Annotated in this window: 12 protein-coding genes; 9 read left to right on the forward strand and 3 right to left on the reverse strand. The window is 65.2% G+C overall.

All coding sequences use genetic code 11. The features are described 5' to 3' along the window. The 6 genes from JOE31_RS00005 to JOE31_RS00030 all read left to right on the forward strand — a co-directional run. Positions 1–678 (forward strand): NAD-dependent epimerase/dehydratase family protein (locus JOE31_RS00005; RefSeq protein WP_209741565.1); only part of this gene is annotated, 678 nt, incomplete at its 5' end. 108 nt (positions 679–786) lie between these two features. Beyond that, complete coding sequence (locus JOE31_RS00010; protein WP_209741566.1) at positions 787–1,617, forward strand: aldo/keto reductase; 831 nt, start codon at positions 787–789, stop codon at positions 1,615–1,617. A 133-nt stretch (positions 1,618–1,750) separates the two neighbouring features. Further along, positions 1,751–2,014 (forward strand): GlsB/YeaQ/YmgE family stress response membrane protein, encoded by a 264-nt coding sequence (locus JOE31_RS00015; protein ID WP_011690132.1) that lies wholly within the window; start codon positions 1,751–1,753, stop codon positions 2,012–2,014. Between the two features lie 105 nt (positions 2,015–2,119). Beyond that, positions 2,120–2,659 carry a hypothetical protein gene (locus tag JOE31_RS00020; protein ID WP_209741567.1) on the forward strand — a complete coding sequence of 180 codons (540 nt, stop codon included), beginning with the start codon at positions 2,120–2,122 and terminating at the stop codon, positions 2,657–2,659. Between the two features lie 341 nt (positions 2,660–3,000). Next, entirely contained in the window at positions 3,001–5,160 is a 2,160-nt protein-coding gene (locus JOE31_RS00025) for an amylo-alpha-1,6-glucosidase (protein ID WP_209741568.1), read from the forward strand. Positions 5,161–5,173: 13 nt separating this feature from the next. After that, positions 5,174–6,232 (forward strand): glycosyltransferase family 4 protein, encoded by a 1,059-nt coding sequence (locus JOE31_RS00030; protein ID WP_209741569.1) that lies wholly within the window; start codon positions 5,174–5,176, stop codon positions 6,230–6,232. Between the two features lie 74 nt (positions 6,233–6,306). On the opposite strand, the gene JOE31_RS00035 is transcribed toward JOE31_RS00030, so the two are convergent. After that, entirely contained in the window at positions 6,307–7,248 is a 942-nt protein-coding gene (locus JOE31_RS00035; protein WP_245198854.1) for a putative protein N(5)-glutamine methyltransferase, read from the reverse strand. Between the two features lie 232 nt (positions 7,249–7,480). Between JOE31_RS00035 and JOE31_RS00040 the strand changes: the two genes are divergently transcribed. After that, the gene (locus JOE31_RS00040; protein ID WP_245199291.1) at positions 7,481–10,270 is read left to right on the forward strand and encodes an alpha-amylase family glycosyl hydrolase; all 2,790 of its coding nucleotides are present in this window, start codon (positions 7,481–7,483) and stop codon (positions 10,268–10,270) included. Between the two features lie 106 nt (positions 10,271–10,376). On the opposite strand, the gene JOE31_RS00045 is transcribed toward JOE31_RS00040, so the two are convergent. Beyond that, a complete protein-coding gene (locus JOE31_RS00045) occupies positions 10,377–11,420 on the reverse strand; it encodes an NAD(P)-dependent alcohol dehydrogenase (protein WP_209741571.1) in 1,044 nt (347 codons plus the stop codon). Positions 11,421–11,468: 48 nt separating this feature from the next. Then, a complete protein-coding gene (locus JOE31_RS21665; RefSeq protein ID WP_209741572.1) occupies positions 11,469–12,098 on the reverse strand; it encodes a zinc-binding dehydrogenase in 630 nt (209 codons plus the stop codon). On the opposite strand from JOE31_RS21665, the gene JOE31_RS21765 reads away from it, so the two are divergent. Together JOE31_RS21765 and JOE31_RS21770 are read left to right on the forward strand one after the other, a co-directional pair. Beyond that, positions 12,022–12,204 (forward strand): hypothetical protein, encoded by a 183-nt coding sequence (locus JOE31_RS21765; protein WP_307864476.1) that lies wholly within the window; start codon positions 12,022–12,024, stop codon positions 12,202–12,204. The genes JOE31_RS21665 and JOE31_RS21765 overlap by 77 nt on opposite strands. Continuing rightward, positions 12,201–12,425, forward strand: a complete 225-nt coding sequence (locus JOE31_RS21770; RefSeq protein WP_307864461.1) for a cupin domain-containing protein — start codon at positions 12,201–12,203, stop codon at positions 12,423–12,425. Before JOE31_RS21765 ends, JOE31_RS21770 begins: the two co-directional genes overlap by 4 nt. Positions 12,426–12,503 lie beyond the last annotated feature (78 nt).

The following is a 12,503-nucleotide window of genomic DNA, read 5'->3' on the forward strand; positions in this document are numbered from 1 at the left end:
CAGAAACCGCCCGCCCGGCTGCCGATCCTTGAGTCGACGCCGCTGCGCAACCCCTTCTGGCAGTATTCACGGGACAAAATCGCCTGCGAGGAACTGCTGATGCGGACGTACCGCGACGACGGCTTCCCGGTCACGGTGGTCCGCCCCTCGCACACTTACGACCGCACCAAGATCGCCCTGTTGGGCGGCTGGACGGACATCCACCGGATGCGGGCGGGCCTGCCGGTGCTGGTCCACGGCGACGGTACCTCGCTGTGGACGCTGACGCACAGCAGGGACTTCGCCCAGGCCTTCGTGGGCCTGCTGGGCCGGCCGCAGGCGGTGGGTGAAAGCTACACCATCACCTCGGATGAGTTCCTCCCGTGGGATCAGGTGTACCGGCTGTTTGCCCGGGCGGCAGGCGTCGCCGAGCCGGAACTGGTGCATGTGGCTTCTGAAACCATCGCGGCCCACGACTCCGAACGCGGCCCGTGGCTGCTCGGAGACAGGGCACACTCCGTGGTGTTCGACAACTCCAAGATCAAGTCCCTCGTGCCCTCATTCCAGGCCTCCGTCCCGTTCGCGGACGGCGCCCGTGAAATCGTCCGGTGGCATGATACCCACCCTGAGTTGCAGCAGGTCGACGACGGTTTCATGGAACTCAGCGACCGGCTGGTCGACTGGTCCCGCCGGCGGTAGGACGGCGTTGGCCACCTGTTCGATTTCACGGCCCTGGCCGCAAAATCGTTGGAATACCGTGCCTTTTGACATCTGTGCAAACCGACTCCGATAGGAAAGACTTTCCAAATGGCACTCTCACCAGTGATTGAGCTCAATGACGGACACTGGATTCCCCAGATCGGGCTGGGGACCTGGCCGCTGGACGATCACCAGGTGGCTGCCGCCATCGTCGAAGCTGTGGAAGCCGGGTACCGGCACGTCGACACGGCAGTGAAATACGGCAACGAAAAAGGTGTGGGAAACGGCATCCGTTCCAGCGGCCTCGACCGATCGGAACTGTTCATCACCACCAAACTCGACGGCGAATTCCAGGGGCAGGACAGGGCCGTGGCCGGCCTGGACGGATCGCTCAAACGCCTCGAACTGGACTACGTGGACCTGCTTTTGATCCATTGGCCGCTCCCCCGGCGGGATGAATTCATCTCTACGTGGAAAACTTTCGAGCGGTTGCAGGCGGACGGAAAAGTGCGGTCTATCGGCGTGTCCAACTTCAAGCCGGCGCACCTGGAGCGACTCATGTCTGCCTGCGATGTTGTACCGGCCGTCAACCAGATCCAGGTCAGTCCGGCCATCACCCGGATAGTTGATATTGCCTACAACCGGCGCCATGGAATCGTCACCGAGTCGTACAGTCCGCTGGGTGCGGGCAGCGACCTCCTGAACGCGCCGGTACTGGGAAGGATCGCCCAAAAGCATGGCAAGACGCCCGGCCAAATCGTGCTCCGCTGGCATGTTGAGCAGGGCCTTGTCGCCATCCCCAAATCGGCCAATCCACAGCGCATGAAAGAGAATCTGGACATCTTCGGTTTTGCGTTGGACGCAGACGACACATCCGCCATTGCGACGCTGGACGGAGGTGACGGGTCCGGGGTTAATTCCGACGTTCAGGGCCACTGAAAATCGGCGCTCCAAGGAATTCACGGGTCCGCCGACTGGCAGATTAATACTAAGCATGATTAGTATTAGGTAGAAGGATGTAGCGTGCCCGGGATCCGGGCACCTCCTCAATGAAAGAAGAAGGAACGATAAAATGGGTTTTTTCGCATTTCTGATTCTGGGCCTTATCGCTGGAGCAATCGCTAAGGCAATCCTCCCGGGCCGTCAGGGCGGTGGCATTTTCATCACCCTGCTCCTGGGCGTCGTAGGAGCATTCCTCGGCGGCTGGATTGGCAGCCTGCTCTTCGGTGTTGGCATCAACGAGTTCTTCTCGCTGTCCACATGGCTCCTGGCCATTGGCGGCGCGATCATCGTCCTGCTGGTTTACGGCATGATCACCAAGCGCACGGCCCGCTAAAGCGGAGTCCGGCCTGAGAAACGGCCCCGGGATTTTTCCTGGGGCCGTTTTTTCATTCAGGCCCCCGTCCACGTACGGAACGTTCTCACGGAGCAGGAGTACATCATGAAATCAAAACTTCTTTTTGGCACCGGAATGGCAGCGGGCTTCGTCCTGGGGTCCAGGTCCGGCCGCGCCGCGTACGAAAAAATCAAGGCGAGGGCTGCGGCACTCTGGGACAGCAAGCCCGTTCAGGACAAAGTGGCTGCGGCAACCGAGGCGGTCAAGGAAAAGGCTCCCGAGGTTTCTGACCAGCTAACGGAAGCCGCCCGCCGCGCCGGCACGGTCATCAGTTCCGCTGTGCACCGGGACAAGCCAAGCGACAACGCGAAGGACACCCCGGCTACATCCGGCGTTCCCGCTGCCGAAGGCGAACTGCCCGCCGGTGACTATGTCCCGTCGCACAGCACGCATCCGGAGACCGTCAACCTGGGGACTGCGGACAGCAGCAGCACCAGCGGCAGCGCGGACAGCTCCACCGCCAGCGGTATCCCCGACACCACCAGCGATCCTGCGCTCAACGACTCAACCGGCCAGGACTGGTCCGATGAGGGAGGCGCGACGCCCGCCGGCGCCGCCACCAACACGAATCCTGAGCGGACCTAAAAACCCGCTGACAGCTGTGCCGACCCGTCCGGACCGTTGGTTCCGGGCGGGTCGGCCCATGTCTGCCCGCATTCCCGCATTCCCGCGTTCCCGCGCCTCGCCCTGCCTCGCCTCGCCTCGCCTCGCGAGGGTCCGTCGCGAGGGTCCGTCGGCAAGCATCTTTCCCAAAGGTCCCTGGCAAGGGTCCAAAGGACCTTGTCGGGCGCTGTGCGGAATTTTAGAATGTGGGTGGCTAAGCAGTCAGCCATTGAATCCCCGGTCCGGAGTGATTTCATGAGTTCTCGACGCCTGGCCCCCGTTCCCCCGGCACCTGCGGCGCGGCCCCTTGCCCGGCGGCGTTCATGAACGGATGGAACCTGGACACGTCCGGATCGATCGGCCCCAATGCCGTGACCATCGTTGAGGGATCATCATTCTTCATTTCCGCCGGCAACGGTGACCTGGATCCCGGCCTGGCCCACGGCGTCTTCTACCAGGACACGAGGATCCTTTCCCGCTGGAACCTGCTGGTGAACAACCACGTGGTGGAGGGCCTCCTGGCAGTGAACCCCGAGCCGTACCGGGCCGTCTTCACGGGCCGGGCGCCCCAGCCCGACGGGGCGGCCGATCGTCCCATGGTGATTGAGCGGGACCGGCAGGTGGGGGACGGCGTCCGCGAGACTCTGACCCTGCGCAACTACTCCAGCAGCCCGGCGCCCTGCAGCATCAAACTGGCGGTGGAGGCCGACTTCGCTGACCTGTTCGAGGTCAAAGCCGGCCGGAAGACCCGTCAGCTCCGCCCCTCCCACCGGCCGGAGGGTGACCGGCTGATCATCAGCGGTCGGCACAACGGGCGGCTGCTCGGCGTGACCATCCGCGCCCCGGGAGCGGACGTGAACCGCCACGGAGTGATGTTCAAGGTGACCATCCCCGCGAAGGGATCGTGGACGGCCACCATCGTGGTGACGCCCAGCTCCGACGGCAGCGAACCGGCGGGCAGGTTCTCTGTCAGTACACCGCAGAACGAATCGGTTCCGGCCCGGCGTCACCGGACCTGGCGCTCTGCAGCGCCGGTCATCAGCATGGACAATCCCATGCTCGAAAAGATCCTGCGCCAGAGCCAGCGGGACTTGGGCTCGCTGCGGATCGCAGACCCCGCCCATCCGGACCGCACCGTGATTGCCGCCGGCGCCCCCTGGTTCATGGCGCTGTTCGGCCGCGACGCCCTGCTGACCTCCCTCATGGCGCTTCCCGTGGATCCCGCCATCGCGTTGGGGACCCTGCAGACGCTCGCCGAATACCAGGGCCAAAAAATCAACAAGATCACTGAGGAACAGCCGGGACGGATCCTCCACGAAGTGCGCCTCGGCTCCGGCGCCGCCTTGTCGCTGGGCGGAGAAAAGACCTACTACGGAACGGCGGATGCCACGCCGCTGTTCGTCACGCTCCTGGGTGAAGTCAGCCGCTGGGGACTGGAGCCACGGGCAGTGCAGGAGCTCCTCCCCCACGCGGACCGCGCGCTGGAATGGATTACACACTACGGGGACCGCGACGGGGACGGCTTCGTGGAATATGAACGCGCCACCCGGCATGGCCTGCTCAACCAGGGCTGGAAGGACTCCTACGACGGGATCAATTTTGCGGACGGCACCCTCGCCGAACCGCCCATCGCCCTGTGCGAAGTGCAGGGATACGCCTACAGCGCATTCGTGGCCCGCGCACTGCTCGCCCTGGATGCCGGCGACGCCGCCCTTGCCCGCAGTTGGGGCGACCGGGCGGCCGCACTGAAGGATGAGTTCAACCGCAGGTTCTGGCTGCCGCAACGCGGCTACTTCGCGGTGGCCCTGGACAAGGACAAGCGGCCCGTGGACTCCTGTGCCTCCAACATGGGGCACTGCCTGTGGTCAGGAATCGTGGACGATGACAAGGCGCCCCTCGTGGCGCAGCGCCTGATGGAACCGGACATGTTCTCCGGCTGGGGCGTCCGCACCCTGGCGTCAAGCATGGGCGCGTACAACCCCGTGAGCTACCACAACGGCTCTGTGTGGCCGCACGACAACGCCCTGATTGCCGCCGGCCTGATGCGGTACGGCTTCATTGAAGAAGCGCAGCGGGTGGCCATGGCCGTCTTCGACGCCGCGGAAGCGTTCGGTGGTCGGCTGCCGGAGCTCTTCTGCGGTTTCCCGCGCGAACCGGGCAGGCCCCCGGTGGCGTATCCGTCGTCGTGTTCTCCACAGGCCTGGGCCTCGGCCACTCCCATCCACCTCATCCGTGTCCTGCTGCGCCTGGATCCTTCCGCTCCCACCGGCCGGCTCTGGGTGAGCCCGGCCTTCCCTGACGGATTCGGCTATCTGAAGAAGGAACAAGTGCCGCTGGCCGGTTCCCGCCTGACCATCGAGGTGTCCGGCAACGCCGTGCACGTGACGGGGCTGCCGCCGTCCATTGAACTGCATCTGGGGACGCAGGAACCCCTGGCGGACCTCATCCGGGTCCACCACGACCCCGGCCGGAAGGCCGGCTGATGTAGGAGGCGCAATGCGTATTGGCATCCTGGCACCACCATGGATACCCGTTCCCCCGCCAAGCTATGGCGGAACGGAATCGGTGGTTCACACCCTGGCTGCGGGGCTCGCGGAGGCTGGGCACGATGTTGTGCTCGCCGCCTCGAGCGACAGCACCTGTCCTGTGCCGAGGGTTCCGGGGCTTTCGGACTCCTCGGAGGTCAGCATGGACTCGGGACGGCAGGAGATCCTGCATGTGCTCCGCGCCTACGACGCCATGGAGGACGTGGACATCATCCACGACCACACGCTGCTCGGTCCGCTGTGCCAGCGGAGCGTGCCCGGTGTTCCCCGCGCCACCACCTTGCACGGACCTTTCGACGACGAACTAACCCTGATCTACCGTGCCATGCAACGGGAGACAGCCCTCGTGGCCATCTCGCACCACCAGGCTTCCACTGCCCGCGGCGTGAAGGTGGGCGCGGTCATCCACCACGGCATCGACGTACGGGGCGTCCGGTACAGCCCCTCGCACACGGGCGGAGCGTGCTTCCTGGGACGGATGCACCCGAACAAGGGCCTCCTGCAGGCCATCATGGTGGCGCGACGGGCGGGAATCCCGTTGCGGATCGGCGCGAAGATGCGCGAACCGTTCGAACTCGACTACTTCAACGACGTGATCGAACCCCTGCTGGGCCCGGACGTTGAATACCTCGGCGAGCTGGGCACGGCGGACAAGTACAGGCTGCTCGGCGAATCCGTTGCATTGCTGAACCCGATCCAGTGGCCGGAACCGTTCGGAATGGTGATGATCGAGGCCCTGGCCGCCGGAACCCCGGTGGTGGCCACACGCCGGGGCTCGGCTCCTGAAATCATCAGCGACGGCGAAACAGGATTCCTGGCGGACAGCCTCCAGGGCCTCGCCGAGGCACTGCAGGGTTGCAGCTGGCTCCGCCGCAGTGACTGCCGGCGGTCGGCCGAGCAGCGCTTCAGTTCCCAACGGATGGTCCGGGACTACATCCGGTTCTATTCGGAGCTCCTGGAAGGGTCACCCCGCGCGTCGAAACAGGCCGCCGCCGCCGCCGGATTCTGAGGAGGCCGAATCTGACGTGTCACAGATTCCGATGTGCCCGGATTCTGACGCGCACTGCGGAGCGCAAAGACCCCTCAGTCCCGCCTCAGGCCGATCGCCACCGTGGCATCCAGCTCCGGGTCGCTCGCCAGCCGGGTGGCGAGTCCCGCGCTCCGCATGAGCCCGATGGTCCGCCGCGCCTGCCTCCGGCTTGTCTCGATCAGCACATGGCCGCCCGGGGCAAGCCAGGCCGGCGCCTCGGCGATGACCCTCCGCTGGATGTCCAGCCCGTCCGGACCGCCGTCCAGCGACATCAGCGGCTCATGCGTGCGGGCTTCCGGAGGCATGGTCCCGATCGCGGCCGTTGGAACATAGGGGGCGTTGGCTACCAGGACCGCGATGCCGCCGCGCAGCCGCGCCGGCAGGGCTTCGAAGAGGTCACCTTCATGGACGCGCCCGCCAGCCGGCTCGATGTTTCCCTTGGCACATAGCACCGCAGCCGGGTCCAGGTCCGAGGCATGCAGTTCGATTCCGCCCACGCGTGCCGCCAGTGCTGTCCCGACGGCGCCGGAACCGCAGCAGAGGTCCACGACAAGGAGCCCGCCGGCGGCGCCCCGCCCGACGTCGTGAGTACCGCCGTCGTGAATCCCGCCGTCGTGAGTACCGCCGTCGTGCATGGCGCGGAGCAGCAGCTCCGCCTGCCTGACGAGGAACCCGGTGCGGCGGCGCGGTACAAACACTCCTGCCGTAACACCGATGCGGAGTCCGCAGAATTCGGCCCAGCCGAGGATGTGCTCAAGCGGCAGGCCTGCGACGCGCCGCTCGATCATGGATTCCAGCTCCGCAGCGGAGGCAGCCGCGCCGCTGAGCAGGCGTGCTTCCTCCTCGGCGAAGACGCAACCCGCGGCCCGGAGACGTTGGACCGGCTCGTCCGGGCCGCGGTCTCCCGGGCTGTCCGCAGGCACGGTCCGGCCGGGCGGCATTGGGCGTTCTGGCGGCAACGGCAGCTCCCTCAGCTCCAGGTCAGTGGGTTTCATGCTACCGAATCCGGACAGATACCAAGCAACCTTGGGATTTGCTGGAAAAAGTCGGTGCAAGCGCTTACAGTTGTGACTTGGCTCTCAGAAGCCGGTCTCCCGCGTCGTCCTTCACAGCAGCAACGTCGCTTTCCGGAAGGTTTCCTTATCGTGTTTTTCCGCAGTTCGAACCCCAAGAATCCACCCTGCAACCAGCCGCGCCCCGGTGACGGATGAGAACTTCTACTTCGTAATGGCTGACCGCTTCAAGGGCCTGCTGGACAAGATCGACTACATCCAGGGCCTGGGCACCACGTCCATCTGGCTGACGCCCAGCTTCAAGAACAAAGCGGTCCAGCCGGAGGACAAATCGGCCGGCTACCACGGCTACTGGGTCACGGACTTCACCCAGATCGACCCGCACCTGGGCACCAACGCCGAACTGAAGGCGCTGATCGACGAGGCCCACTCGCGCGGGATGAAGGTCTACTTCGACATCATCACCAACCACACAGCAGACGTGATCGGCTACGAGGAAGGCGCCCGCCAGCCGTACGTCTCCAAGGACACAGAGCCGTACAAGACTGCTGCAGGCGAGGTGTTCGACGACCGCGACTACGCCGGAACGGACACCTTCCCCACGCTGGATCCGGCCACTTCGTTCCCCTATACGCCGGTCCTGGATAACGCCGAAAAGGACCTCAAGGTTCCGTCCTGGCTTAACGACCCCACGCTTTACCACAACCGCGGCGACACCACCTTCCAGGGGGAGGACTCCTTCTACGGCGACTTCTTCGGCCTGGACGACCTCTTCACCGAGAACCCCACCGTGATCAACGGCATGATCGACGTCTATCAAAAGTGGATCGGTGACTTCGGCGTGGACGGTTTCCGGATCGACACCATGAAGCACGTCAATGACGAATTCTGGCAGCAGTTCGGGCCCAAGGTCCTGGAATATGCCAAGGAACAGGGCAAGGACGAGTTCTTTATGTTCGGTGAGGTCTTTGACACCTCCAAGAGCTTCACCTCGCAGTTCACCACCCGCAACAAGATGCAGGCTGTACTGGACTTCCCGTTCCAGGATGCCGCCCGGAACTTTGCCTCCCGCAGCCAGTCCGCCAGCCAGCTGGAGACGTTCTTCGCCGGGGACGACTGGTACACCGATGCCGACTCCAACGTCTACGAACTCCCCACGTTCCTGGGCAACCACGACATGGGCCGGATCGGCAGCTTCATTGCCGCGGACAACCCCGGTGCGGACGACGCCGAACGCGTTTCCCGGGACCAACTGGCCCACGAACTGATGTACTTCTCGCGCGGCAACCCGGTGGTGTACTACGGCGACGAGCAGGGCTTCACCGGCCCCGGCGGGGACCAGGATGCACGCCAGACGCTCTTCGCCAGCAAGGTGCCGGAATACCTGGACGACGACCTGCTGGGCACCGATGCCACCCATGCCACGGACAACTTCAACACCGGCCACCCGCTGTACAGCAAGATCAGCGAACTCGCAGCGCTGACCGCTGAGCACCCGGCACTGCGCAACGGCGCCCACCAGAACCGGTACGCCGCGGAGGGCCAGGGAATCTACGCGTTCTCCCGCACTGACGCGAAGTACCAGCGCGAGTACGTGGTGGCAGTCAACAACAGCGGGACCGCGCAGACCGCCGCGGTGCCCACCTACATCGCAAAGCGCAACTACACCCGGATCTACGGCGACACAGGCGATTCCGGCGGCGCCGCCGCCGAGGTCAAAACGGCCGACGACGGCAAGCTCACCGTTACCGTCCCGCCGCTTTCCGCTGTGGTCTACGAATCGTCGGGGCGGATCCCCCGCTCCAAGGCGGCTCCCGCCGTCGGCCTCCAGGACCCTGCCACGGCGGACGGCGACAACGGCAGGATCCGGGTGGCGGCCGACGTCGACGGTTCCTCGTTCTACGAGGTCACCTTCCAGGCGCGCACAACCGGCGGGCAATGGGAACCGATCGGCACGGACGACACCGCCCCGTACCAGGTGTTCCACGACGTCACCGGACTGAACCCGGGCACCGCCGTGGAATACCGCGCCGTGGTCCTGGACAACGGCGGACACACCTCGGTCAGCGCGGCCCGCACGGGCACGGTCCCCTCCCCGGTCCTCGCCATGCAGAAACCGGCAGAGGGCAGCAGCGTGGACGGCAAGGTGGAAGTCAGCGCCACGGCCAGCCCGGAGAAGGCTGACTACACGGTCAGCTTCGAACGCAGCGTGGGCGGCGGCGAGTGGGCTCCGATCGGTTCGGACAGTTCCTCTCCGGCGTACACGGTCTTCGATGACCTCACTGCGCTGGGGCTCGCCGACGGCACTCAGGTCCGCTACCGGGCAACCATGTCCGTCCCGGGCGCGGCGAACGTGGTCAGCGACATCCGGACCGTGGTGGCCGGCGAGATCCCGCAGCCGGACTCCGTGACCGTGGCGGGCAGCCTGAACTCCGAGATGGGCTGCCCGGACGACTGGCAGCCTACGTGCGCAAAGGCTTTTATGACGCTGGACCCGGCGGACAAGGTCTGGCGCCTGACCGTGCCGGAACTGCCGGCGGGCACGTATGAGTTCAAGGCCGCGCTGAACGGCGGCTGGGACGAGAACTACGGCGTCGGGGGCGCGTTTAACGGCGGCAACATCGTGCTGGAGCACCCGGGCGGGGCCGTGACGTTCCGCTACGACCACACCACGCATGTGCTGAGCCCGGTCTACGCCTCACAGCAGCCGGGCGCCGTGGCCGCTGCGGGGAGCATGAACCTGGAACAAGGATGCCCGGAAGACTGGATGCCCGCCTGCGACCAGGCCCAGCTCCGGCTGGACCCCGCCGACCTGGTGTGGAAACTGTCAGTGCCCGACCTTCCGGCCGGCAACTATGAGTTCAAGGCCGCCCTGAACCGGTCCTGGGCCGAGAGCTACGGTGCCGGCGGTTCGCCGAATGGTGCCAACATCAGCCTGGCGCACGACGGCGGCCCGCTAACCATCCGGTACGACCACTTCACGCATGTGATGACGGCCGGATAGCGGCTTTCGGCTGGTGAAACAGTAAACGCAAAAGCAGCGCCGCCCTCTCGTGGGGACGGCGCTGCTTTTGGTTGCAACAGCTTTCGGGTCGCTACCGTGCTCTGCGCTAGTTGAGCGTCGCGGTGTCGATCACGAAGCGGTACCGGACGTCGGAGGCGAGGACGCGCTCGTAGGCCTCGTTGATCTTCTCGGCCGGGATGACCTCGATTTCGGCGCCCAGGTGGTGCTCGGCGCAGAAGTCGAGCATTTCCTGGGTCTCGCGGATGCCGCCGATCATCGAGCCGGCGAAGGAGCGGCGGCCGGCGATAAGCGCGAACGCGTTCACGGGGAGCGGCTCGGCCGGTGCGCCGACGTTCACCAAGGCGCCGTCGAGGGTCAGCAGCTGCAGGTAGGAGCTGATGTCGATCGACGCGCTGACGGTGTTGATGATCAGGTCGAAGCTGCCGGCCAGGTCGCTAAAGGTGTTCTCATCGCTCGTGGCGTAGTAGTGGTCCGCGCCCAGTTTCAGGCCGTCCTCCTGCTTCTTGAGCGACTGGGACAGCACCGTAACCTCGGCGCCCATGGCGTGGGCGATCTTGACGGCCATGTGGCCCAGGCCGCCCAGCCCGACGACGGCAACCTTCTTGCCGGGGCCTGCACCCCAGTGGTGCAGCGGCGAGTAGGTGGTGATGCCGGCGCAAAGCAGCGGCGCGGCGACGTCGAGCTCGATGCCCTCGGGGATCCGCACGACGAAGTCTTCGGTCACCACGACGTGTGTGGAGTAGCCGCCCTGGGTAATGGTGCCGTCGCGGTCAACGGCGCCGTAGGTGCCGATGTTGCCCTTGAGGCAGTACTGTTCCTCGCCCTTCTGGCAGTTGACGCACTCGCGGCAGGAATTCACCATGCAGCCGACGCCGACGCGGTCGCCAACGGCGTGCTTGGTGACTTCGGAGCCAACTTCGGTGACGATTCCGGCGATTTCGTGTCCCGGAGCCAGCGGGTATTGCTGGGGTCCCCAGTCGCCGCGGACGGTGTGGATATCCGAGTGGCAGATGCCGGCGAACTGGATGTCGATCAGCACATCGTGGGGTCCGACGTCGCGGCGTTCGATGGTGGTGGGAACCAGGTCTCCGTCAGCGGACGGGGCGGCGTAAGCGTTAGCGGTAAGCAATGGTTTCTCCAATGTTGGGTGAGGGATTCACTTGGTTGGGTGGAAGTCTTATGGGCGGATCAGCACTTTGAGCGCTGTGCGGTCGGCCATGGCGCAGTAGCCGGCAGCGACATCGTCGAGGGCTACAGTCTGGTCAAACACCTGGCCGGGCTGAATTGTTCCCGAGAGGATGTCCGGCATGAGTTCTTCGATGTAGGCCCGGGCCGGGGCCACTCCGCCGGTAAGGGTGATATTGCGCATCACGGTGTCGAAATTCATGGGCACATCGGTGTACTGGGCAGCTCCCACCCTACCAATGGCACCGCCGTCGCGCACGGCGCCGATCGCGGCGTCAATGGCGTCCTGTGTCCCGACACACTCCAGCACCGCGTGGGTCCCCTCGTCGCCGGTGAACTGCTGGGCCGGCGAAGGGGTCTCTGTTGCCATGGTGGTCCTCCTTAGGACGTTTTCGCTGCCTATCCAGCAAACCGCGTCCTCTACGCGCGGGGAAGGTCCTGTTGGTACAGGTACTGGCAGGGCCTCCCAACAGCCGCGGAAGGCTCCTAGTGTTGAAGCGGGAATGCAGTCCGCGCGGCACGCCGCCGTCAACAGAGGAGAACAGTTGGAGATCCAGCCGAAAGCGCCAAGCAACAAGGGACCTGCGGAGATGTTCAGCGGCGACGTCTGGTTCGACGTCATCGCCAAGGGCGAGGCCCCCTCCCAGCTGCGCGTGAACATGGTCCGTTTCGCTCCTGGCGCGCACACTGCGTGGCACTCCCTGCGAACGGCCAAACCCTGCACGTGACCGAGGGCCTCGGCCTGGTCCAGTCCCGCGGCGGCGAGGTCATCGAGATCCGTCCGGGCGACACCATCTACACGCCTCCGGGTGAATGGCACTGGCATGGCGCTGCACCTGGACATTTCATGAGCCACCTGGCCATGTGGGAAGCCTTGGGTGAAGGCCAGGAGGGCCCGGAAGCGACCTGGGGTGAGCACGTCACCGACAAGGAATACCGAGCCAAATAACTGGTGTGTTCCTGGCTGGACTGCCCTTAGCCGAACTGATCCGTATCTGAACTGTTTCGTATCTGAACTGTTCGCGGG

The sequence above is a fragment of the Arthrobacter sp. PvP023 genome, assembly GCF_017832975.1.
In the GTDB taxonomy this organism is placed as follows: domain Bacteria; phylum Actinomycetota; class Actinomycetes; order Actinomycetales; family Micrococcaceae; genus Arthrobacter.